General features: G+C 60.5%; 18 protein-coding genes and 1 pseudogene. 10 read left to right on the forward strand and 9 right to left on the reverse strand.

The annotated features are described in order from the left end of the window. Positions 1-34: 34 nt before the first annotated feature. Complete coding sequence (gene srmL, locus AB4Z35_RS01630; protein ID WP_442095792.1) at positions 35-1,183, reverse strand: PheS-related mystery ligase SrmL; 1,149 nt, start codon at positions 1,181-1,183, stop codon at positions 35-37. 1,302 nt (positions 1,184-2,485) lie between these two features. Here srmL and AB4Z35_RS01635 point away from each other — a divergent pair. Next, positions 2,486-2,989, forward strand: coding sequence for an adenylate kinase (locus AB4Z35_RS01635; RefSeq protein WP_442095793.1), 504 nt, complete (start codon positions 2,486-2,488; stop codon positions 2,987-2,989). Between the two features lie 232 nt (positions 2,990-3,221). Here AB4Z35_RS01635 and AB4Z35_RS01640 read toward each other — a convergent pair whose 3' ends face one another. After that, on the reverse strand, positions 3,222-4,403 hold the full coding sequence (locus AB4Z35_RS01640; protein WP_442095794.1) for an aspartate aminotransferase family protein: 1,182 nt from the start codon (positions 4,401-4,403) through the stop codon (positions 3,222-3,224). A gap of 102 nt (positions 4,404-4,505) precedes the next feature. On the opposite strand from AB4Z35_RS01640, the gene AB4Z35_RS01645 reads away from it, so the two are divergent. Continuing rightward, complete coding sequence (locus AB4Z35_RS01645) at positions 4,506-5,423, forward strand: LysR family transcriptional regulator (RefSeq protein WP_442095795.1); 918 nt, start codon at positions 4,506-4,508, stop codon at positions 5,421-5,423. Positions 5,424-5,466: 43 nt separating this feature from the next. On the opposite strand, the gene msrA is transcribed toward AB4Z35_RS01645, so the two are convergent. The 3 genes from msrA to msrB are packed head-to-tail and all read right to left on the reverse strand — an operon-like array spanning position 5,467 to position 8,533. Continuing rightward, positions 5,467-6,174, reverse strand: coding sequence for a peptide-methionine (S)-S-oxide reductase MsrA (msrA, locus tag AB4Z35_RS01650; protein WP_442095796.1), 708 nt, complete (start codon positions 6,172-6,174; stop codon positions 5,467-5,469). A 31-nt stretch (positions 6,175-6,205) separates the two neighbouring features. Next, positions 6,206-7,981, reverse strand: a complete 1,776-nt coding sequence (locus AB4Z35_RS01655; RefSeq protein ID WP_442095797.1) for a cytochrome c biogenesis protein DipZ — start codon at positions 7,979-7,981, stop codon at positions 6,206-6,208. 33 nt (positions 7,982-8,014) lie between these two features. Continuing rightward, positions 8,015-8,533: a peptide-methionine (R)-S-oxide reductase MsrB gene (msrB, locus tag AB4Z35_RS01660; RefSeq protein WP_442095798.1), complete on the reverse strand. Its 519-nt coding sequence runs from the start codon at positions 8,531-8,533 to the stop codon at positions 8,015-8,017. Between the two features lie 315 nt (positions 8,534-8,848). On the opposite strand from msrB, the gene AB4Z35_RS01665 reads away from it, so the two are divergent. After that, on the forward strand, positions 8,849-9,568 hold the full coding sequence (locus AB4Z35_RS01665; protein WP_442095799.1) for a response regulator transcription factor: 720 nt from the start codon (positions 8,849-8,851) through the stop codon (positions 9,566-9,568). Then, complete coding sequence (locus AB4Z35_RS01670) at positions 9,565-11,085, forward strand: HAMP domain-containing sensor histidine kinase (protein WP_442095800.1); 1,521 nt, start codon at positions 9,565-9,567, stop codon at positions 11,083-11,085. The genes AB4Z35_RS01665 and AB4Z35_RS01670 overlap by 4 nt, the downstream gene beginning before the upstream one ends. Before the next feature lie 138 nt (positions 11,086-11,223). Here AB4Z35_RS01670 and AB4Z35_RS01675 read toward each other — a convergent pair whose 3' ends face one another. From AB4Z35_RS01675 to AB4Z35_RS01690, 4 genes and pseudogenes are all read right to left on the reverse strand, one after another. Beyond that, positions 11,224-11,979: a class II aldolase/adducin family protein gene (locus AB4Z35_RS01675; protein WP_442095801.1), complete on the reverse strand. Its 756-nt coding sequence runs from the start codon at positions 11,977-11,979 to the stop codon at positions 11,224-11,226. After that, entirely contained in the window at positions 11,976-12,926 is a 951-nt protein-coding gene (locus AB4Z35_RS01680) for a CobW family GTP-binding protein (RefSeq protein WP_442095802.1), read from the reverse strand. Before AB4Z35_RS01680 ends, AB4Z35_RS01675 begins: the two co-directional genes overlap by 4 nt. Further along, positions 12,923-14,671 (reverse strand): amidohydrolase, encoded by a 1,749-nt coding sequence (locus AB4Z35_RS01685; RefSeq protein WP_442095803.1) that lies wholly within the window; start codon positions 14,669-14,671, stop codon positions 12,923-12,925. Before AB4Z35_RS01685 ends, AB4Z35_RS01680 begins: the two co-directional genes overlap by 4 nt. Before the next feature lie 82 nt (positions 14,672-14,753). Continuing rightward, positions 14,754-16,359 (reverse strand): annotated as a pseudogene (locus tag AB4Z35_RS01690) (5-guanidino-2-oxopentanoate decarboxylase). Between the two features lie 150 nt (positions 16,360-16,509). Here AB4Z35_RS01690 and AB4Z35_RS01695 point away from each other — a divergent pair. From AB4Z35_RS01695 to AB4Z35_RS01720, 6 genes are all read left to right on the forward strand, one after another. Then, positions 16,510-17,415 carry a LysR substrate-binding domain-containing protein gene (locus AB4Z35_RS01695; protein WP_442095804.1) on the forward strand — a complete coding sequence of 302 codons (906 nt, stop codon included), beginning with the start codon at positions 16,510-16,512 and terminating at the stop codon, positions 17,413-17,415. Positions 17,416-17,716: 301 nt separating this feature from the next. Further along, complete coding sequence (locus AB4Z35_RS01700) at positions 17,717-18,808, forward strand: ABC transporter ATP-binding protein (protein WP_442095805.1); 1,092 nt, start codon at positions 17,717-17,719, stop codon at positions 18,806-18,808. A 90-nt stretch (positions 18,809-18,898) separates the two neighbouring features. Next, entirely contained in the window at positions 18,899-20,011 is a 1,113-nt protein-coding gene (locus AB4Z35_RS01705) for an ABC transporter substrate-binding protein (protein WP_442095806.1), read from the forward strand. A 10-nt stretch (positions 20,012-20,021) separates the two neighbouring features. Continuing rightward, complete coding sequence (locus AB4Z35_RS01710; RefSeq protein ID WP_442095807.1) at positions 20,022-20,894, forward strand: ABC transporter permease; 873 nt, start codon at positions 20,022-20,024, stop codon at positions 20,892-20,894. Between the two features lie 7 nt (positions 20,895-20,901). Further along, entirely contained in the window at positions 20,902-21,729 is an 828-nt protein-coding gene (locus tag AB4Z35_RS01715) for an ABC transporter permease (RefSeq protein ID WP_442095808.1), read from the forward strand. Positions 21,730-22,024: 295 nt separating this feature from the next. Continuing rightward, positions 22,025-22,729, forward strand: coding sequence for a hypothetical protein (locus AB4Z35_RS01720; RefSeq protein WP_442095809.1), 705 nt, complete (start codon positions 22,025-22,027; stop codon positions 22,727-22,729). The last annotated feature ends 16 nt before the right edge of the window (positions 22,730-22,745 follow it).

The raw sequence follows: 22,745 nt of genomic DNA on the forward strand, positions 1-22,745 counted from the left end.
CCAGATCCTGTGGGCCTGCTCGCGAAGAGGCCAGTTAAATATTGGGGAAATCCATCCTGTAACCCGCCCCCGGCGCACCTTCATGGAGTGCCACCTGAATTTTCGAATACAAGGCATTCGCCTCAGCTGTGGTGATTGATCGCGAACAATCACGCAGTACAACACGTAGTAGCACATTCTCCTGCCCCGGCAGCAATCCGAGGCGATCGATGGCCTGCGAAGGCAGTTCTGTGAACTCCCAGCGCCCTTTGATTTGCATTTCCTCGATCCAATCTGAACAATCACCAGCTGCCTGCAACATCCTTTCAGTCAACACTTCCTCGCTTAGCCCCGGCGTTACCGCTAACGAAATATCACGAGTAATCGAAGGCAACCGAGAGACGGCACTCCACGGATTCAGATCATGCATCTGTGCCTGTACTCGTTCGTTCTGATCACGCAGCAAACGAATATCGGGGATGCCTTTTCGCAGCATTGTCAAACGATCCAACCCCATTCCCAGCGCCAGTCCTCCATGGCGCAAAGGATCGATCTTCAGTCGCTCCAACAAAGATTTGGCAATTCGACCGCACTCCAGAACCTCTACCGGGACGCCGTCATTCAACAGATTTACTTCGATCCCGCCCTCAGTGTAGTGATGCGGACTATCACTGTAGATCCAAGGCATATCAGGCACGGCAGATTCGAGGATATCGCCGACCAGGCAAAGCAAATGCTCATGCGTCGACAAATCAGGATCGCCGAGCACCCAGATATCCATCTGATGCGGTTCCGCACAATGCCAACGATCCCGGCTGTCGCGACGAAAAGTGATGCCAGGTGCAGCCAATAATATTGACTGCCCCGGTTGTCGTAGCTGGGCCGCTCGCTGAAGCGCAGATGGAATTTGGCTAGTGGTTTGCGTCCGTAACAGAGACCACTCGTCAACCCATCGAGTGTGTGCACTACCAAGCGTAATCTCAGATGGGTCATAACCAAGCAATCCGTAGTTCTCTTCAGCAGAGACAATTCTCGGGCCCGTCTGCACTTGCGCTTGTGGCCAGCCTTTATCCGTTAACCCCTGAAGAACCTCCTTCAGTAATAATCGAATGGCGTGATCGGGTGCGGCGGGATCTGTTAGATCAGCCAGTAGCAAGGCTTGCTGTACGGATGTATCCGTCAGATATTTCTTTGATTCCTGCACTAAACAGCCCCTTATTAACGGTTGAATGTAGACCCCCTCGAAAAAGAAGCCCCATAGACCAACCTAGCGATTCCAGATCGTCCATCACAACCAAATTCGGTGAAACACTAAATTTTCGGAAGAGGACTACAGACACGACTTACGCAAATGACCAAGAGACTCTTACAAGACACTCCACGAGCATCATTAGCTCTAAAAGCCTCAAACCACTTATTTAACACATCAATAAATCTGCATTAATGATTTCGCCCCTCAAGACCACCAGGAAGCACAAAACCAACAAAGTGAAAAATGACGCAGCGAAAAAGACATTTGAAATTGCGAAAAACACCAAACACAAAAAAACATCGTTTGTGCAACACAAGCATTCGAGCCTGCTTTAAAAGCAGCACTTTATAGCTTGAACCTATTATTGATAAGCGACTTTCAACTAGCGCCAAGCACATAAAGACGCATACTAAACATGCTAAACTCACACAGCTCATTTTTTTGACCGGAAATGACGCTGACGCGCAAATAACGATAGCCCCTCACGCTCAGCCTTATGTTTTGATTACAGAGGACATAGAAAACAACTTCATTCAGTCCGTGGCGGAGTTTTTTTGAAGTTCATTATGCTCACTGAACCCACAAGAACCGAGCCCATTTTCATTTCGTGGAACTTTAAAGATATCCGGAATACTTACAGCCCTTAGAAGACCCAACCCAACATTACCAGAAGGCTTAAAAATCTCTTTAAAATGGTTGAGCTATCGCATATCTGAAGAAGGCGCACTATTAGCCATTGAAGACAATACAACCACCTCACTAAAAATAAATGGCAATGAACACATAAAACTATTGGATCTTGCAGCAGGGCCTAGAGGTCTTAAGCTGACTGAATTTGCTATTGGAGTAAACGGCACAATCGCAAATAGCATTGACTACAAAATCAACTCTCAATTAAACGAAGGGATTAATGGAGTTCATATAGCAATTGGGGACGGCTCCTCTGGCTATCACATAGATTTCCTGAGTCCGGCAGTGAACGTAAGCCCAACTCACAACTGAGCAAACTTAATCGCCCTCACTACAACCTCCCACATCACAGCAATGTCTAAAAACTGACACTATAAAAGGGCTTACAGAAATGATGAGCAGTGACGCACGGCAGGTTACCGATGGACCTCAAGGCGCACAGGCCGGCGGATTCTGGTGTACCTATAGGCTTGCCCGCGATAAGACCTGCACATCCAACATCAATGCTCACCGAAGCACCGCTTTCGCGAGCAAGCTCGCTCCCACAATTGATCGGAGTCGCTCATGGACCTCACCCGAACCCTGATCATCGGCAACTCCGGCTCCGGCAAGAGCTGGCTGGCCCAGCGGCTGGCCGAGCAACTGCGCGTGCCCTGGACCGATCTCGACCGGATTCACTGGCTGTCCGACGAACACAGCATCGCTCGCCCCCGCGCCGAAGCACTGGCCATGGCGCGGATCGAGGCCGAACAAGAGCGCTGGGTGATCGAAGGCGTGTATGGCTGGATCTTCAGCGAACTCCTGTCACGGGCGACTGCGCTGATCTGGTTGAGCGTCGGGGACGAGGATTGCGTGGCCAACATTCGACAACGCGAGGTCGGGCGCGACGATCAGGACATGTTGCTGATCGCCTTGCTGGAGTGGGCGGGCAGTTATCGTCAGCGGCAAGGGTCCAGTGGGTTTGCGGTGCATCAACGTTTGTTCGAAGGGTTTACCGGTGCAAAAATTCAGTTGATGGATCGAGCTGAAATCACGGATTTTTTCGGCGTAATACGAAACACAGGTTAACCACTGCATCTGACCCGTTCAAACCGGATTTGGACTACAGCACTCGCGGAAACGTCTTTTGAAATGCAAACGGATACTGAACATCTATCCAGATGCGGAGAAGACCATGCGATACATCCAATACTTGCTGAGTCATTGCAGTAGGAAAAAGAACACGCCGGCTGGCGTCGACGTGCCTGATGAAACCGCTTACCTACTAAGTTCCAAAGCCAATGCTGAACGATTACTCAAGTCAATCGAGAACTTGCGAAATCGCCAGACTCACCCCTCTGACAATAATCTCCACCTCCCGCTCATCAATCGTCAGCGGCGGCAGCAGGCGAATGGTTTTCCCCCGTGTGACGTTGATCAGCAAACCGTGATCCCGGGCGGCGATCAGGCTCAGGTCGCGGATCGGTTGCTTGAGTTCGATGCCGATCATCAGCCCCTGACCACGGATCGCCATTACGTTCGGGTTGCCCGCCAACTCGGTGCGCAATCTTCCGAGCAGGCGCTCCCCCTGAACCCGGGCGTTTTCCAGCAGCCCTTGTTCTTCAACGATATCCAGCACGGTGCAACCGACCCGGCAAGCCAGCGGATTGCCGCCGAAGGTGCTGCCGTGGCTGCCCGGTGTAAAGAGTTCGGCCGCCTTGCCACGGGCCAGGCAGGCGCCGATGGGTACGCCGTTGCCCAGGCCTTTGGCCAGGGTCATGACGTCCGGGACGATGCCTTCGTGCTGGAACGCAAACCATTGGCCGGTGCGGCCGATACCGGTCTGGATTTCGTCGAGCATCAACAGCCATGAGCGCCGGTTGCACAGTTCGCGCACGGCCTTGAGATAGCCCGGTGGCGCCAGTTGCACACCGCTTTCGCCCTGGATCGGCTCCATCAGCACCGCCACGATCCGCGAGCCATGGGCTTGTTGTACCTTGTCCAGCGCGTCGAGGTCGCCGAACGGCACTTTGACGAAATCCCCCGGCAGCTTGTTGAAACCCAGGCGCACCGCCGGGCCATCGCTGGCCGACAACGTGCCGAGGGTGCGGCCATGGAATGCGTTCTCCATGACCACCACCAGCGGCTGCTCGATGCCTTTGTGCCAGCCATGCAGCCGGGCGATTTTCAGTGCGGTTTCGTTGGCCTCGGCCCCGGAGTTGTTGAAAAACGCCCGGTCCATGCCCGCCAGGCGGGTCAGTTTCTGCGCAAGCCGTTGCTGCCAATCAATGCTGTAGAGATTCGATGTGTGCAGCAGCAACCCGGCCTGCTCAGTAATGGCGGCAACGATTTTCGGGTGGGAGTGGCCGACGTTGGTCACCGCCACACCGGCAACCGCATCCAGGTATTCGCGACCGGCCTGATCCCACAGGCGAGTGCCCAGGCCCTTGTTGAAACTCAGGGCCAGGGGTTGGTAAGTGCTCATCAGGCAGGCGGCGGTCATGACATCAAGCTCCAGCAAGGGTCGGTGTTTTTGCAGTATGGTTAGCCACCTGAACTGGATAAACGCTTGAAATCTTCAATCATTTTAAAGTTGAGCTTGATAATGGATTTATTCCAGGCAATGACCGTTTACGTGAAAGTGGTGGAGACCGGCAGCATGACCGCCGCCGCTTTGCAGTGCGATATGTCCACGACCATGGTCGGCAACCACCTCAAGGCCCTGGAGCAGCGGCTGGGTGTACGCCTGCTCAACCGCACGACGCGGCGCCAGCGGCTGACCGAGTTCGGTGCCGCGTATTACCAGCGCTGCCTGGAAGTGTTGGGGTTGGTGGCCGATTCCGAGCGACTGGCCGAACAGGCTCTGGACGAACCGAGTGGCACCTTGCGCATCACCGCCCCCTTGACCTTCGGCACTGAACGCCTGGCGCCGGCACTGAGTGAGTTCAGCCGGCAAAACCCGCGGGTGAAGCTTGACGTGGTACTGACCAACCGACGCCCGGATCTGCTGGAAAACGGTCTGGATGTGGCGTTTCGCCTCGGCGCACTGGAGCCCTCCAACCTGATCGCCCGCCCGCTGATCGACTACACCCTGACCATGTGCGCATCACCGGAATATCTGGCCCGCCGGGGCACACCGCAAACACCTGAAGACCTGCGACGCCACGATTGCCTGTCCTTTGCCTATCCGGCCGGCGATGACTGGCAATCGGTGCAAAAGGAATGGCGCCTGGCCGGTCCCGATGGCGAAGTCAGCGTGGGGGTCAGCGGACCGATGCTGATCAACAGTTCGGCCGGACTGCATCAGGCAGCGCGAACCGGCATGGGCATCGTGATGATGCCCGACGCCCTGGTCGAGCAGGACCTCAAGGACGGAAAGCTGTTGGCCTTGATGCCCGATTACTGCCCGCCCAGTCGGCCGATGCACCTGGTCTATGCCCAGGATCGCCACCGCTTACCGAAACTTCGGCGTTTCGTCGAGTTCGCCGTACAGATGTGGGGCAAGCACCCGTTGGCCGAATAGACCATGCACGAGTCAGTGACAGGGTTGTCCATCTCCCATTCACTCACATCCCCGCCTTTACCAGCACCGGCTGTTCCTGATAACGATTCGGGTACAACTGCTTGAGCTGCGCCACCTTCGGCAAGTCATTGATCACGATGTACGGATAGGTCGGATGTTCGGTCAGGAAATCCTGATGTTCCTCCTCCGCCGGATAGAAACCGTTGAAGGTTTCAAGCCGGGTCACGATCGGTTTATCGAACGAATGCGCGGCATCGAGCTGGGCGATGTAAGCCTGCGCGACCCGCTGCTGCTCAGCGCTTTTGGTGAAGATCGCCGAGCGATACTGGGTGCCGCTGTCCGGCCCCTGACGGTTGAGTTCGGTCGGGTTGTGCGCCACTGAAAAGTAGATCTGCAGCAAGGTGCCATAGCTGACCTGAGCTGGATCGAAGGTGACTTCGACCGATTCCGCATGGCCGGTATTGCCGTCACTGACGCGCTCGTAATGCGCGGTATTGGCCGCCCCGCCCGCGTAGCCGGAGACTGCATTTTTCACTCCTTTGACATGCTGGAACACACCTTGAACGCCCCAGAAGCAGCCACCGGCGAACACCGCGGTTTCGCTGCGGGCCTGGGTGGTTTCGTCGAGGGCCGGCGGTGGAATGATCACCGCCTCTTCGGCACCACCGAACGAGAAAGCCGAGCATTGGCTGATGATGCCGGCAGCCGCCAGCCCCAGCAGGGTACGGCGCCAGGTAAAGAGGGTTTTCATGGGGGCGAACTCCTGAATCGTTGAAAATTTATCAGCCGAACGTGAAGGCGTAAGCCGACGCACCCGGGTCAAGAAACTCGATGCTGAAGGTCCGGTCGTTCACACCATCGTTCTGCCGCACCAGTTGGTACAAGCGCTGCTCGGTTACGGTGCCACTGCCATCGGGGGCCACGTCCATGCCATGGGCATCGCCGGGAGCCTGGCCGTCGATCAGCACCTTGAAGCGCACCGGCTTGCCATCGGCGCCAGGGCCGAGCACCAAATGCAAATCACGGGCATGGAAGCGATAGACGATGCGGCTGGCCGGTGCGCTGGCGGTGGCCCGTTCCGGGCCGACATGCCACTGCCCGCCCAGGCTCCAGTCGTTGAGGGCCAGTTGCGCCGGCGGGTTGTAGGCCGCGACCTTGTCCGGTACCAACGCGGTTTCCGGCACGAAATGCTCCGCGCGCTGGTAGCCGACATAGGTTTCCGGCGACTGCACGGCGTTGTTGTCCGGGGCCATTTGCACGCCATCGGCCTTGGCATCGATCAGCCCGTCCGCAACTTTTGCAGCGCCTGCCTCACGCAGCAATTGCTGGATGACTCGCTCCGACTCCGCATACGCGCCTTCGCCGAAGTGGTGATAACGAATGCGTCCCTGGGCATCGGCAAAGTAATGCGCTGGCCAGTATTCGTTGTTGAAGGCGCGCCAGATCTTGAACTCGTTGTCGATGGCCACCGGGTAATTGATGCCCTGGTCTTTCATGGCTTTTGTGACGTTGTTGACGTCACGCTCGAAGGCAAACTCGGGTGCATGCACGCCGATCACCACCAGGCCCTGATCGCGATACTTCTCGGCCCAGGCTTTGACATAGGGCAGCGAGCGCAGGCAGTTGATGCAGGAGTAGGTCCAGAAATCCACCAGCACAACCTTGCCTTTCAAGGCCTGGGCATCTAGGGGCGGCGAGTTGAGCCATTGCACGGCGCCGTCCAGCGGTGGCAGGTTGCCTTCGACCGGCAAGCTGCCCGAGGTTTTCTCGGCCACGGGCATCGCGCCTTCGGCGACCGGGTTTTGCGCCATCAGCGCCGCGCTGTTACGCGGCGACTTGCCGCTCAGTTTCTCCACCAGCGCTTGTTCGATACCGCCGGTGGACGCCGTGGAAAACCGCGCCAGAACCCCCGTGTCCAGCCCCAGGGCAATCGCCGCCACACCGGCCAGCATCGCCGCGCCGAGACCGCGACGCACCCATTCACCCGCGCCAATCGAACGTTTCATCGCGATGAAGACTTTTCCGCCCAACAGCAACGCCAGCGCGAGGGAAGTGGCGGCACCCGCGGCGTACGCCAGCAGCAAAAAGGTGGTTTGGATGCTCGCCCCTTGCAGCGCCGCGCCGGTCAGCAGCAAGCCCAGGATCGGCCCGGCGCAGGGCGCCCACAGCAGGCCGGTGGCCACGCCGATCAGGAATGAAGCACCGGGACGTGGCCGCGCATCGGCGCCCGCCGCTTCCGATAAACGACCGCCCGCCGCCACCAGCGGCCGGGTCAGGCGCTCGGCCAGTTGCGGCAGCAACAGCGTCAGACCGAACAACGCGACAAACACCAACGCCAGCCAGCGCCCGTACTGATTGAGTTGCACCACCCAGCCACCACCCACTGCGGCCAACGTGGCAACCAGCGCGAACGTCAGTGCCATCCCCACCAGCAGCGGCAATCCGCTTTTGACGAAGGGTTGACCGGTGCGGGCGAAGACAAACGGCAACACCGGCAGAATGCACGGGCTGACAATCGTCAGCACACCACCGAGATAAGAGAGGACCAGCAGCCACATGGCGATTACCTGCAAAAAGTGAGTGGAAGGGAATCACACTGTCTTCGGCACGAATTTCATCGCCAGGCCGTTCATGCAGTAACGCAGGCCGGTGGGTTTCGGGCCGTCATCGAAGACATGGCCCAAATGCCCGCCGCAGCGCCGGCAGTGAACTTCCTCGCGGACCATGCCGAACGCACGGTCCTGACGGGTGGCCACGGCCTTGTCCAGCGGCGCCCAGAAACTCGGCCAGCCGGTACGGCTGTCGAACTTGGTTGCCGAGGAAAACAACGGCAGGTCGCAACCGGCACAGGCGAACGTGCCGTCGCGGTGCTCGTTGTTCAGCGGGCTGCTGTAGGCCCGTTCGGTGCCCTCTTCGCGCAGGATGTCGTACTGCTCGTCGCTCAGGATCCTGTGCCATTCGCTGTCGCTGTGGGTCACTTCGAACTCCTCGGCCGCACTGGCCTCGCTGATCAATGCCGTGCCTGTGGAAAACTTCGGCAACAGACCAATCGCCAGGGCTGCCACCCCCAGCCCGCCGCTCGCTACAAGAAATTGCCGTCGTGAAAACATGCTCGCCTCCAAAAATCCAGGGGTGTTTCATGGAACACAGCCTAGGCTTTGGGTGATCGCCAAATCCTCACGGGAAGTTAAACAATTCGTGATAACTCGGGCGCTGAAAAACCCGCACAATGAATAACGCCAACCTTGAACACTGCTATTCCTGTGGGAGCGGCGGTGCGGCGATCCGCCTTGCTCGCGAAGGCGGAGTGTCAGTCGATGGTGATACTGGCTGACCTGACGCTTTCGCGAGCAAGCCCGCTCCCACAGTTTTTTTTGAACATAAGCCGAATGGCATGCGCCCATTGCACCGAAGGATTGAGCTGGATGGAACAGACCAAACGCGTCCTCGTGGTCGAGGACGATATGCATATCGCCGACCTGATCTGCCTGCATCTTCGCGATGAGCAGTTCGAGGTGGTGCACAGCGCCGATGGCGATGAAGGCATGCGCCTGCTGCAACAGGGCAACTGGGACGCACTGGTCCTCGACCTGATGCTGCCCGGTGTCGACGGCCTGGAGATTTGCCGCCGCGCCCGGGCCATGGCCCGCTACACGCCGATCATCATCACCAGCGCGCGCTCCAGTGAAGTGCACCGGATCCTCGGCCTCGAACTGGGTGCCGACGACTATCTGGCCAAACCCTTTTCCATGCTCGAACTGGTAGCCCGGGTCAAAGCGCTGCTGCGCCGGGTCGATGCCATGGCGCGCAACCTGAAGATGGACGCCGGCAGCCTGCTCATCGACGGCCTGGCCATCGACCCGATTACCCGCGAAGTGTCCCTCGACGGCCGACGTCTGGACCTCACGCCCCGGGAGTTCGACTTGCTGTACTTCTTCGCCCGCCAGCCCGGCAAGGTGTTTTCGCGCATGGACCTGCTCAACGCCGTGTGGGGCTACAGTCACGAAGGCTACGAGCACACGGTCAACACCCACATCAACCGCTTGCGCGCCAAGATCGAGGCCGATCCGGCGCAACCGGTGCGCATCCTCACGGTCTGGGGCCGCGGCTACAAATTCGCCACCGGTGAGGAGCCGCAGCCATGAGGCTGACCCTGACGCAACGCCTGTCCCTGGTGTTCGCCGTGCTGCTGCTGGTGTGCTGCGGCACCTCGGCGTGGTTGCAGGTACGCTCCAACCAGATGCATGAGCAGGAAGTGGTGCAAGGCTTGTCCCGGGACCTGGCGCAGCACATCGCCCGTGACACGGTGCTGATGGACACCCAGGGCCTGATGCCCAATGCCGTGCGCGATCTGTTCAGCAAACTGATGCAGGTCAACCCGAGCGTCGAGGTGTATCTGCTCGACACCGAGGGCAAGATTGTCGGCAGCGCCGCGCCCGAGGGCCGCATCCGTCGCGAACGGATCGACCTGGCGCCGATCCAGCGCCTGCTGCGGGGCGACGCCCTGCCGATTCTCGGCGACGACCCGCGCAGCATCGATGCCCGCAAGGTGTTCAGCGCTGCGCCGCTGAAGGTCGATGGCAAGCCGGCCGGTTATCTCTACGTGGTATTGCTCGGCGAGGACCACGACCGCCTGGCCGAACGCGGCGCGACCAGTGCGGCGCTCAATACAGCGCTGTTGTCCATCGGACTGGTAGCCCTGTTGTGCCTGATTGCCGGTCTGACGGCGTTTGCCCTGATCACCCGGCCGTTGCGCCGCCTGACCGAAACCGTCAGCCAGTTCGACATCGATGGCGTTCCGGTCATGCCAGCCCTGCCCGTTGCGGTGGAAAAAGCCGCCAGCCACGATGAAATCGCCGTGCTCGATGCCGCGTTCCGGCAAATGCAGGCACGCCTGGGCGAGCAATGGCGTTCGTTGACCCGCCAGGATCAGGAGCGCCGCGAGCTGGTGGCGAACATCTCCCACGACTTGCGCACGCCGCTGGCCTCGCTGCACGGCTATCTGGAAACCCTGTCGCTCAAGGACGCCACGCTGTCCCCTGCCGACCGCCGTCGCTATCTGGGCATCGCGCTGGACCAGAGCCGCAAGGTGGGCGGTCTGGCGCAATCGCTGCTGGAACTGGTGCGGCTGGAGCACGGTTTCGTGCAACCGGTGCTGGAACGCTTTTCCCTGACCGACCTGGCCCAGGACATCTTCCAGAAATTCGAACTCACCGCCGAAGCGCGCAAAGTCGAACTGAAGGCCACGTTCGCGCCGAATGTCTCGGCCGCCTGTGCGGATCTCGGGTTGATCGAGCGGGTGCTGACCAACCTGTTCGACAATGCCCTGCGCCATACTCCGCCGGGTGGCGAGGTCGAACTGGGCCTGCGCCCGCAAGGGTCGTACATCGAAGTCACGGTCAGTGATACCGGCCCCGGCATCGCCCCGGAACTGCGCGAAGGTTTGTTCCAGCGTCCGTTCAATATCGGCGGCGCACGGCGTGATGGGGGGTTGGGGCTGCGGATTGTGCATCGCATCCTGCAATTGCATGGGCGCGAAATTCAGTTGATCGATGTGCCGGGGCGGGGTGCGACCTTTCGTTTTTCGTTGCCGATCGATGAAGAGACAGCGTCGGCGTTGGCGGTGCGGTCGATGAACCTCAATACACCGCGGCAGGCCTGACAGACCGAGGCGCCTGCTTCGCGAGCAAGCTCGCTCCCACAGGGTTAGTGGGTGTACGCAAAATCTGTGAACACCTGAAAACACTGTGGGAGCGGGCTTGCCCGCGATGAGGGCCGCCTGAACAACCAAGAATCCGGATCAGTCGCGGTAACCCGGTGCAATGCGCTCCAGCATTCTCAACAACGCCGCCCAAGCCAATTGCATCGCATCCGGATCATTCAACTCCCCCTCATCCAACGGCCGCCCCGGATCATTGAACTGCCGCTCGGTGTGCGCGCAAACCTCGGCCGACGGCAACACCAGCTCACCGGCAGCTTGCGCAGCCAATTGAATGTCGCAGGCTTTCTCCAGGTAGTACATGCGCATGAACGCCTGCCCCACCGTCTCGCCCACCGTCAGCAAACCATGATTGCGCAGCATCATCACCGGCTTGTCACCCAGGTCCGCCACCAGCCGTTGTTGCTCGCTCAGGTCCAGCGCTACGCCTTCGTAATCGTGGTAGGCGACCCGACCGTAGAACTCCATGGAAATCTGATTGACCGGCAACAACCCGCACTTCAGCGCCGCCACCGCGCACCCGGATCTGGTGTGGGTGTGCAGCACACATTGCGCATCCTCACGGGCACCGTGGATGGCGCTGTGGATCACGAAACCGGCCGGATTGACCGGGTACGGCGACGACTCCACAGCGTGGCCATCGAGGTCGATCTTGACCAGACTGGACGCGGTGATCTCGTCGAACATCAGCCCGTAAGGGTTGATCAGAAAGTGATGCTCCGGCCCCGGGATGCGCACCGAGATGTGGGTGAAGATCAAATCGGTCATACGAAAGTGCGCAATCAGGCGGTAGCAGGCCGCCAACTCTTCACGCAGACGTTGCTCTGTCGATGTCATACCGCGGTGCTCTCTTTAACAGTGCAATCTTCCAGCCCTTGCCCCAATGCCTCCCAGCCATCGAAACCCCGGCGAGCGATGAACACCAGGCGTGTGGCGTTGGTATTAGCGTCATCCAGCGCTGGCAGAAACTGACTGCGGGTGCCGACATGTTGCAGCCAGTGCGCCGTGCTGCCTGGCGTCAGCAGCACCAGGCCTTTGACCCGGAATACATCACCGGGCAGCGCCCTCAACCAGCCACGCAAGCACTCGACATCGAGGGCCGCGTTGCTCTGCCACAACCAACTGCTGAACATCTCGCCGTGGTCGCCATCGGCCACCCGGGTCAGCGGTTTCTGTGCCCGAGGCTCAAGGTCCAGATCGGTATCCAGCCACAACGCATCGGGCAAATCGGCTTGCACACTTTCATGCACGCGAGTCCTGGCACCCAAGGCATCGCGCAGCGTTTGCAGCTGTGATTCATCGACCAGGTCAGTCTTGTTCAACAGCAACAAGTCGGCAGCCGCCACCTGCGCCCGAGCCAGGCGTGCGTACTCACCATCAAGTTGCAGATGACGGGTGGCGTCGACCACGGTGATGACCATGTCCAGTTGCATCTGGCTGCGCAGTTGCGGGTAGGCCAGGGTCTGCACGATGCGCTGCGGGTCGGACACACCGCTGCACTCGATGACGATGCGCTCCAACCTTGGTTCAAGTTGCGCCAGGCTGCCGAGCTGCGCCAGCAGGTCTTCCTGCACCGTGCAGCAGATGCAGCCGTTTTGCAGGCTGTACACCGCGTCGGTAACTTCGGAAACGATGGCCGCATCGATGTTCAGCTCGCCGAAATCGTTGACGATCACCGCCAGCCGACTGCCTTCGGCACGGCGCACCATGCGGTTGAGTAGCGTGGTTTTACCGGCGCCGAGAAACCCCGACACCACGGTCACGGCGATACGTGGGGAAGTCATTCTGCCTTGCCCTCCAGTACCGGTGGTTCGCCCTGCCAGACGGCTTTGAGGCCGACGGTTTCCAGCGTTGAGTGGCGGTCGTAGACCAGTTGTCCTTCAACGAAGGTCAGCAGCACCTGGGTCTTGTGGATGTAGTTGCGTGCCGGTGCAGCGAACAAGTCGCGGTCGATGACGATCAGGTCCGCCGACTTGCCCACTTGCAGGCTCCCGGTGCTGTGTTCCAGACCCATGGCCACGGCGCCGTTGCTGGTGATCACGGTCAGCGCCTGTTCGAGGCTGATCGGGTCACCGAAGCAGGCCGGGTCGTCGTTCCACGGGTTCTGCCGGGTGATCATGGTTTCCAGCGCCAGCCACGGGTCGATGGACGCCACCGGCCAGTCAGTGCCCATCACCGCAGTGCCACCGGCGGCGAGCACGCCTTTGAAATCGTAGATACGCTTGAGTCGCTCCTGACCGTAACCGGAACGCGCGCCGCTGGCGAACGGCGTCGGGTACCAGGCGGCCGGGGAAAATTCGGCGATGACATTCAGTTCCTTGAAGCGCGGCAGGTTGCCGGGGTGCAGCAAGGTGCTGTGGGCGCACTGGTGGCGCACACCGCTGAAACCGTTGCGACGACGGGCCTCGGCCACGGCATCGAGGAACACGTCGGACGCGCCGTCGCCGGTGCAGTGGGCGATCACGCGGATGCCCTTGCGGTCCATGTCCACCACCATGTCGGTGATGTGTTCCGGGGTCAGGTTGAGCTTGCCGCGCCAGCTCGACTCCTGCGGCCATGGCGTCAGCAGGTACGAAGACTTCGGCTCGACCGTGCCGTCGAAATGGAACTTCACCGCGTTGGCGCTCAGGCGCGCGCTGCGGTAGTAGTGACGTTCGCCGGCCAGCAGTTCCCAGCGGCGACGCACCGGGAAGATGTCGTCCTGCCAACTGATCGCCGCTTCGATGCGCACGGTCAGTTCGCCGCTGTCGTCCAGTTCCTTGAGAGCCTGCAAACGCTGTTCGCAGACGTGCACGTATTTGCTCGCCGTGACGCCACGCGAACTCTGGAAGTGCACGCCATCGCGATAGGCGCGGCGCAGCACGCTGACCGGTGTCGGCGGCATGGCGGCGTGGATCATCGCGTAGGCGCCGTCGATCATCAGGCCGGTGGGTTCGCCGGTCAGTTCGTCACGCTCGAAATAACCGTTGCGCGGGTCGGCCGTGTGACGGTCGATGCCGGCCAGTTCCAGGGCCTTGGAGTTGACCATCATGGTGCCCCACATGCGGTCGAGCAGCGCCACCGGACGGTCCGGCATCACGCTGTCGAGCCAGGCGCGGCCCGGCGTCAAACCCGCCTCGCGGAAGGTGTAGCGCACCCAGTATTGGCCGTAGATCCAGCCGTCGCCGGGATGGCTGTCGGCGTAGGCGAGGATGCTTTCGCGCAGCTGTTCCGGGGTCGGGTCTTCGATGCCGACGTCGAGGTCATCGGCGTAGCGCGGCGCCAGCGCGAGGTCGGGATGAGTGTGCATGTCGTGCAGGCCCGGCATGCAGAACGCGCCTTGCAGGTCATGCACGCGAGTGTTCGGGCCCTTGTACATCTCGATCTGGCCGAGGCTGGCGACACCGATCAACTTACCGTCGCGGATGGCCACGGCCTCGGCCCACGGGTTGGCCGGGTCCTGGGTGTAGATACGCCCGTTGGCGAGGATCAGGTCGGCGTAGGTCCCCTGCACGGAATGGGTAGAGGAAAAGTTATCGGACTCAGCCATGTAAGCCACCTTTGAGTTCAGGGAGATTGAAAGGTCCACCGGGCGTTGTGCGTGTCGGCGACCTGAAAAAATTGTTGTTGTTTTAGTCAGCCAGAAACGTTGTGGCGTCGACCTCGATCATCACCGGTTCATGGCGATTGCCGAGTTGCCCGAGCAGCTCGCGCAAGCCGTGCAGATGGCTCACCCGGTGATGGGCGACGTGACAGCTCTGCGCCAGCGCAGCGAAGTCCGGCGTGAGGATGTCCACCCCCATCAACGGCACCGCCTTGGCATTCATGTAGTCGCGGATTTCGCCGTAGCTGCTGTTGTTCCACAGCAGCAGGATCACGCCGGCGCCGGCCTCTTTGGCGGCGATCAGTTCGGCGCTGGAAAACTGCAAGCCGCCATCGCCGACCAACGCCACCACCGGGCGCAGTGGTTGGGCCAGCTTGGCACCGATGGCGGCGGGCAAACCGTAGCCGAGGGTGCCGTAGCCGCTGCCGGCGTTGAACCAGCTGTTGGGGGTTGGCGCACGGTAGCCGAGGGCCCCCTGGTACACCGGTTGCGTCGAATCGCCGACGATCAATGGCTGTGGCAAGTGATCACGGAGCGTATCGAGCAAGGCCTGCATGCGGCTCTGCTTCGCGTTCCAGCCAGCCCGTTCGATGGCGTTGACCCGGCTCACCCGCTCGCCCGCCCAGCCGGCAACAGCCTGACGTTGTGGCAGTCGCGCCAGCAGCGAACGCAAGCCCTGTCCGGCATCACCGATGCAATCCGACCGTAGCTGTTTGCACACCGAGCACTTGCATCGGGTCGATGTCCAGACGAATCAGCGGCGCCTTGAACGCCAGTGGACCGAGGCCGAAAAAGTCATAGTCGGTTTCACCCAGTTCGGTGCCGACAGCCAACACCACGTCGGCCTCGGCGAACAGTTCGCGACCATGGGCCGACGACTGCACACCGTCGAGCAGCAAAGGATGTTCGGGAGCCAGCAAACCACGGGCGTTGGTGGTCAACGCCACAGGGGCCTGAAGACGTTCGGCGAGCGCGGCCAGGACTTCAGCGGCCCGGCGCACGCCGCCACCCGCGAGGATCAATGGACGCTTCGCGTTGCCGATCAGGGCCACCGCAGCATCGATGGCTTCCGGCGCCGGGGCAGGCGCTGCCGGTAACGGACGCGGGCGCAGGTCCAGACCTTCGGCGGACATTTCCAGCACATCCAGCGGAATCTCGATGTGCACCGGCCGCGGCCGTGTACAGCCAAACAAGGCAAACGCCCGCGCCAGCACTTCCGGCAATTGCGCCGGGTGCTGCAACGTATGGCTGAAAGCGCAGACCCCGGCGACCAGCGCGCGCTGATCCGGCAGTTCATGCAGGTGACCATGCCCCAGGCGCAGGTGTTCGCGACGGTTGCAGGTAGAGATCACCAGCATCGGCACCGAATCCGCATAGGCCTGGCCCATGGCGGTGATGATGTTGGTCATGCCGGGACCGCTGATGATGAAGCACACCCCGGGCTTGCCGCTGGCCCGGGCATAACCGTCGGCCATGAACCCGGCACCCTGCTCGTGGCGCGGGCTGACGTGTTTCAGGCGACTGCCGTGCAAGCCGCGATACAACTCGACCGTGTGCACGCCGGGAATGCCGAAGACAGTTTCAACGCCATAGCCTTCCAGTAACTGAACGAGCGCCTGGGCACAACGGGGCATGCAGTACCTCCTGGATCAAGGGCCACGGTGGCCCAACGACGAATGGGGCTAGTATTGTTGAATCAACCGATACAACAATCGATTTTTTTTGGCCTGACTGTTCGATTTACGTCACCATATGAGCCACTCAAAACAATAACGGGATGATTTATGCGTTTTCCTTCGATGACAGCCCTTCGCGCGCTGGATGCGGTTGCCCGCACAGGCAGCGTGTCGATCGCAGCCCGTGAACTGAACCTGACCCGCAGCGCCATCAGCCACCAGATCAGCAAGCTTGAGGAATGTGTCGGTTTCGCCCTGACCGAGCGCATTGGCCGGGGCATCGGCCTGACGTATCAGGGCGAACGCTATGCGCGGGAGGTGCACGGGATTCTGTTGAACCTGCTGGACGCCGGGCAGTTGGTCGATGACCAGGAGATTTCCGGACGGCTGTGTGTCAGTTGCGCGCCGGGGTTCGCCACCTATTGGCTGTGCCACCACATCGGCGCCTTCTTGCGGCAGTACCCGCAAGTGCAATTGCAGCTGATCTCGCCGCGGACACCGGACGACACCAACAACCCCAACACCGATCTGTTCATTGCCTACGGCATCGGCGACTGGCCGGAAATGGTCGTTGAAGAGATTGTGGCGCTGCGCTTTTTCCCGGTGTGCAGCCCGCGTCTGATCAACGCATTGAGCGGGCTGAAAAACCCGCAGGAACTCAGTGCCTACCCGCTGTTGCACATGACCGATTATTCGGACTGGCGCGTGTGGCTGACCGCTGCCGGTGCTTCAGGGGTCAACGCGACGAGCGGCATTCTGTTTTCCGATGCGCATTGCGCACAGTCCGCCTGCATAGCCGGTCAGGGCATCGCCATCGGCGACAACCTGATCAGCGGCGATGCCTTGTCCAAGGGTTTGCTGGTGCGTCCGTTCGACATCAGCATCGACCTGCACCGTGGCTATTACCTGGTCGCCGACCCGCAGAAGGCGGACCGCGCCGTGGTCCAGGCCTTCAGCAACTGGGTCAAGACCCAGCTGCAATCGTCCCACCAGACCTGGCAGGACACCCTGTAAAAGCACATCACATTCCCCTGTGGGAGCGAGCTTGCTCGCGATGAGGCCACCACAGTCACCATTGATGTCGCCTGATAAATCGCTATCGCGAGCAAGCTCGCTCCCACAGGGTAGAAGCTCTATTTCGGGGCCTCTGGCCGAGGCGAAATACACAGCTTATTTGTTCAATAAAACTAACCAATACGAGCAAAATAATTCCATTGATGTAGCGATATTTTTAACAATAATACGCCTCAAAGCCCATTTCGGATTCGCATCCGTCCTCGTACGTCTTATGGGCAATAAAAAGAGGAACTCCATAGTGTCCAGCCGTTCAGCGATTCAGCTCAGCGCTCAAGGTATCAGCCAGTATTACGGCCGTTTCGCGGCGCTGGATAACGTCGATCTCGACGTTCGCCAAGGCGAATTTCTTACCCTGCTGGGTCCGTCCGGCTCGGGCAAGACCACCTTGCTGATGATACTGGCCGGTTTCCTCAGCCCGACCTCGGGCAAGCTGATGGAACAAGGCGTCGACATCATCAAGCGCTCCGCCGAGAAGCGGAACTACGGCATGGTGTTCCAGGGTTATGCGCTGTTCCCGCACATGAGCGTGGCCGACAACGTCGCCTACCCGCTGCGCATCCGCAAAGTCCCGGCCGAAGAACGCAACCGCCGGGTCAAGCACATCCTTGAAGTGGTCGGCCTCGGTGCGCACATGCACAAGAAGCCCGCCGAGATGTCCGGTGGTCAGCAGCAGCGCGTGGCGATTGCCCGGGCGCTGGTGTTCGAGCCGGAACTGCTGTTGCTCGACGAGCCGCTGTCGGCGCTGGACAAGAACCTGCGCGAACAGCTGCAAACCGAGCTGCAACGCATCCACCGTCAGGTCGGCACCAGTTTCGTGTTCGTCACCCACGACCAGAACGAAGCGTTGGCGCTGTCCTCGCGTATCGCGATCTTCAACCACGGCAAGCTGACCCAGGTCGACACCCCGGAAAACATCTACAACCGCCCCGAGAGTCGTTTCGTCGCCGAGTTCCTGGGCAAGATGAACCTGTTCCCGCTGGACAACCTGACCCGCAGCGGCCAGACCGCCAGCGGCCGCTGCGGCACCAGCGTATTGCACGCCCAGGCCCCGAGCGCACTGCGCCAGGCGCCGATCGTGCTGGCCGTGCGCCCCGAGCACATGGAACTGCACAGCGAGTGCCCGACCCGGGACGGCTACAACGTGATGCCCGCACAACTCACCGACAAGGTCTATCAAGGCTCCAGTACCCATCTGGCACTCAAGGTCGGCGGCGATACGTTGCCGATCAACCTGTCCGTCCCCGGCAATCACCCGGGCACGTCGATGGCCAGCGGTGCGCCGGTGTGGCTGAGCTGGCCAGTGCAGCAAAGCTTTCTGCTACAGGCCTGAACCCCCAAAAAACTGCGTCACAAAGCTCTCTTCCAATGACAACAAAAAGGTCGGTGTCCACGCAGACACCCGCCAACTGAGGACTTGCCCATGCGCCAGGATCACCAACAAGACTGCATCGAAGTGCTTATCGAAAAGGCCCGCGACGGTCAGATCAACCGTCGCACCTTCATCCAGGCCATGGGCCTGCTGGCCGCGGTGCCATTGGCGCTGCGCAGCGGCATCAGCTGGTCGGCGGACAAGCCGCTGGTGGTGGTCAACTGGGGTGGCGATGCTCTCAACGCGTTCCGTTCGGCGTGGACCGACACCTTCACCAGGAACACCGGCATCCAGGTGCGCATCGACGGCGCCGGCCCGACCGAAGGCGCAATCCGCTCGCAACTGGCCAGCGGTCAACCAAGCTGGGACGTGGTCGACGTCGAGAGCTACAGCGCCATCGTGCTGGGCCGGGAAAAGATCCTGCAGCCGCTGGACTACAACGTGATCAAGCGCGATCAAGTGGCCCCGGCGCTCTCCTCCGATTTCGGCATCGCCAGCTACCAGTTCAGCTACGTGATGGCCTGGGACAGCGCAAAATTCGGCGACAACGGGCCGAAGACCTGGGCCGATTTCTGGGACGTAAAGAAATTCCCCGGCAAGCGCACGCTGTACAAATGGATGAACGGCATGCTCGAAGCGGCGCTCCTGGCCGACGGAGTTCCGGCCGATCAGCTGTACCCGCTGGACGTGCCGAGGGCGATGAAGAAGATCGACGAGATCAAGCCTCACGTCCTGTCGTTCTGGAGCTCGGGTGCCGAGAGTCAGCAATTGATGGTCGACGGTGAAGTGTCGGTGGGCGCGATCTGGCACACCCGCGCCAAGCTGCTCAGCGAAGACACCGACAACCGCGTGCGCTGGAGCTTCGACAACGGCTTTATCAATTCCAGCAGCTGGGCCGTACTGAACGGCAACCCGGGCGGCACTCCACCGACCATGCAGTTCATCCAGCAAGCCTTGCAGCCTGAAGGCCAGCTCAAGCTGTTTGAATTGCTGGGCAACGGCCCGTCGAACAGCGCCACGGAAAAACTGATGTCGGCCAAGCAACGGGAAGGCAACTGCGCGTCCGAAGACAACCTGAAAAAACAGATCGCTCTCAATGCCCAGTGGTACGCCGACAACTACTCCAAAGCCCTGGAAGAGTATCTGACGCGGTTGTCCAAGTGAGCCATTGACCATGACTACCACTCTGACCTCAACCCTGACCACCCCCAAGCCCCGCTTCAGTTCGCCGGGGCTGGAACGCAGCTTGCTGTTGTTTCCGCTGCCGGTGTTGCTGCTGGTCTTCTACGTGCTGCCGTTTCTCGGTGTGGTCGGCTGGAGCTTCTCGCTGCCCACTCCGGGCATCGAGCAGTACCAGCGCATCGCCACGGACCCTGCGATCCACGAAATGCTCTGGCGCACGTTGCGCCTGTGCCTGACCGTCAGTGGCCTGGCCTTGGTGATCGGTTATCTGCTGGCGTACTGCTGGGTGTTCAGCCCGCCGTTCTGGCAGCGGGTGGTGGAGATCTGCATCTTCATCCCGTTCTGGATTTCGGTGCTGGTACGGGCCTTTGGCTGGTTGATCGCCCTGCGCAGCAACGGTGTGCTCAATAACGGTTTGATGGACATGGGCCTGATCGATCAGCCGCTGCAACTGAGCCGCAATGAAATCGGCGTGGTCATCGGCATGCTCCACGTGATGATCCCGTACGCGGTGTTCCCGCTGCTGTCGACTATGCGTCAACTCGACCAACGTGTGCTCATGGCCTCGCGCGGCCTGGGTGCCGGTGCCTTGCGCACCTTCTGGCAAGTGCTGCTGCCGCAGACCCTGCCGGGCATTCTGGGCGCGTTCATCATGGTCTTCGTGTTCTGCCTGGGCTTCTTCATCACCCCGGTGCTGTTGGGTGGCGGGCAAACGGTGATGATCGCCGAGTACGTGTTCCTGCAAATGTTCCAGACCAGCAACTGGGGCCTGGGGGCGGCACTGAGCGTGGTGTTGCTGGCCCTGGTCAGCGCGCTGATCTGGGTGCTGTTGAAAATGACCCGCGTGAACCGACTGGTAGGCTGAGATCATTATGAATACCCATCGCACAAGCCTGAGTACCCGGTTGCTGGCCGTGGTCGCCATGGCCTTCATGCTGTTCCCGCTGCTGACGGTCATTCCGGTGTCGTTCACCAGCAAACGCTTCCTGTCGATGCCCGAAGGCAACTGGTCGCTGCGCCACTACGAAGCGCTGGTGAGCAACCCGGACTGGTTCCACGCCATCAGCCAGAGCCTGACCATCGCCTTCGCCACCAGCGTCATCGCCACCTTGCTGGCCGCGAGTTTCAGCCTCGGTATCTGGTACATGCGCTCCAAATGGGCCACGGCCCTGATCGGCCTGGTGCTGTTGCCGATGGCGATCCCGCCGGTGATTTCCGCGCTGGTGCTGTACTTCATGGAAACCAGGCTCGGTCGCTTCGCGCCGGGCATGGGCTACGACACCCTGACCGGCGTGGTGATTGCCCACGTGATCATGGTGGTGCCGTACGGCGTGGTGACCATGCTGGTGGCCCTCAGCCAGATCGACCGGCGTATCGAACTGGCCTCGCGCAACCTTGGCGCCAGCCTGATGCAGACCACGTTCATGGTGATCCTGCCGAACCTGAAACTGGGTCTGGCCTCCACCGCGCTGTTGGGTTTCGCCCTGTCCTGGGAAGAAGTGGCGGTCACGCTGTTCATCACCAGCGTCAACGTCGACACCCTGCCCAAGCGCATCTGGAGCGGCTTGCGCGATAACGTCGACCCGAGCGTCGCGGCGATTTCGGTGTTGCTGATCAGCCTGACCTTGCTGGTACTGATCGGCCGGTTGGTGGTTCAGCATCTGGCGGATAAACGAGCGCGCAAGCTATTGCACCCATAATCGCGTCATTTCTCTCGGTAATCAGAAAGCCCCGCTTCGTCATGGTCGCGGGGCTTTTTGTGGGAGCGAGCTTGCTCGCGATGGTCTCAAGGGCACCGCGTTCACCCAGAATGAACGCGTCATCGTTAACGTCAATCGCGAGCAAGCTCGCTCCTACAAGGGAGGGGGGCGAAAAACATGACCAGCCGCCTGTTGATCCGTGACAACACCGCCCCGGTCCAATAGATTAGTCGGCCTGAAAAAGCCCCCGGGCTTTCTCGCCCCTATTCAAGTTCAAAGAAGTAGTGAAATTTCAATGTCCGATTCCAATACCGCTGAATCCGTAGTCATCTTGTCGTCCAAAGCGGAATACGAAAACTCCATCAATCTTTCACAACACATGCCCCAGGCGAAAACCATCAGCGAGATGGTCCTGGACGCTTTCCAGTCCACCCGCGAAAGCGACCAGATCCGCGAACTGCGCGCCGCGATCCGCCAGGCCCACGACAGCTTCGATGACGACAAGGCCTACGAGCTGATGGGTCAGCTCAAGCAGCTCAAGGACGCCGAAGCGGCGGACATCGCCGCGCTGGAAGACCTGAGCAGCAAGTTCCCGATCAGCCGCATCCTCTCCAGCTTCAAGGACGACCCGGCGTTCCAGGAAATCGTCTACGGCCTGGCTCTGAAGGTGCTGAACCAGACGCACCAGGCCATCAGCAACCCAAGCGGCGGCAAGAGCAAGGCCGCCAAGGCCAAGAAAGAAATCGAAGTGTTCACCATCAGCAAGGACGGCATCAGCGTCACCCTGCCGCTGCGCACGCCGCGCTCGCGCCTGAACGTCGACCGTGAAGCCCTGGAGTTCCTCGGCTTCACCTTCATTGGCGAAGGCGAAGAGGCGGAACTGGAAAGCGAGACGTTCCTGGACAACAGCGGTGCCGAGCAAGCGGTCAACCGCAAGAACATCATCACCGCCCTGCAACAGCAGACGGCGTTCGACGGCTACAGCATCGCCGCACAGTAAGGCGCCCCTCGCCACA

This window comes from Pseudomonas sp. KB_15, assembly GCF_052114525.1.
Classification (GTDB): Bacteria; Pseudomonadota; Gammaproteobacteria; order Pseudomonadales; family Pseudomonadaceae; genus Aquipseudomonas.

What these genes read in the sequence shown, in the direction of transcription:
- AB4Z35_RS01665 (WP_442095799.1), top strand. Translation starts at nt 8,849, where the DNA reads ATGGAACAGACCAAACGCGTCCTCGTGGTCGAGGACGATATGCATATC.
- AB4Z35_RS01670 (WP_442095800.1), top strand. Translation starts at nt 9,565, where the DNA reads ATGAGGCTGACCCTGACGCAACGCCTGTCCCTGGTGTTCGCCGTGCTG.
- AB4Z35_RS01705 (WP_442095806.1), top strand. Translation starts at nt 18,899, where the DNA reads ATGCGCCAGGATCACCAACAAGACTGCATCGAAGTGCTTATCGAAAAG.
- AB4Z35_RS01720 (WP_442095809.1), top strand. Translation starts at nt 22,025, where the DNA reads ATGTCCGATTCCAATACCGCTGAATCCGTAGTCATCTTGTCGTCCAAA.
- msrA (WP_442095796.1), bottom strand. Translation starts at nt 6,174, where the DNA reads ATGAAAACCCTCTTTACCTGGCGCCGTACCCTGCTGGGGCTGGCGGCT.
- msrB (WP_442095798.1), bottom strand. Translation starts at nt 8,533, where the DNA reads ATGTTTTCACGACGGCAATTTCTTGTAGCGAGCGGCGGGCTGGGGGTG.
- AB4Z35_RS01715 (WP_442095808.1), top strand. Translation starts at nt 20,902, where the DNA reads ATGAATACCCATCGCACAAGCCTGAGTACCCGGTTGCTGGCCGTGGTC.
- AB4Z35_RS01655 (WP_442095797.1), bottom strand. Translation starts at nt 7,981, where the DNA reads ATGTGGCTGCTGGTCCTCTCTTATCTCGGTGGTGTGCTGACGATTGTC.
- AB4Z35_RS01675 (WP_442095801.1), bottom strand. Translation starts at nt 11,979, where the DNA reads ATGACATCGACAGAGCAACGTCTGCGTGAAGAGTTGGCGGCCTGCTAC.
- AB4Z35_RS01680 (WP_442095802.1), bottom strand. Translation starts at nt 12,926, where the DNA reads ATGACTTCCCCACGTATCGCCGTGACCGTGGTGTCGGGGTTTCTCGGC.
- AB4Z35_RS01635 (WP_442095793.1), top strand. Translation starts at nt 2,486, where the DNA reads ATGGACCTCACCCGAACCCTGATCATCGGCAACTCCGGCTCCGGCAAG.
- AB4Z35_RS01710 (WP_442095807.1), top strand. Translation starts at nt 20,022, where the DNA reads ATGACTACCACTCTGACCTCAACCCTGACCACCCCCAAGCCCCGCTTC.
- AB4Z35_RS01645 (WP_442095795.1), top strand. Translation starts at nt 4,506, where the DNA reads ATGGATTTATTCCAGGCAATGACCGTTTACGTGAAAGTGGTGGAGACC.
- AB4Z35_RS01695 (WP_442095804.1), top strand. Translation starts at nt 16,510, where the DNA reads ATGCGTTTTCCTTCGATGACAGCCCTTCGCGCGCTGGATGCGGTTGCC.
- AB4Z35_RS01685 (WP_442095803.1), bottom strand. Translation starts at nt 14,671, where the DNA reads ATGGCTGAGTCCGATAACTTTTCCTCTACCCATTCCGTGCAGGGGACC.
- AB4Z35_RS01640 (WP_442095794.1), bottom strand. Translation starts at nt 4,403, where the DNA reads ATGACCGCCGCCTGCCTGATGAGCACTTACCAACCCCTGGCCCTGAGT.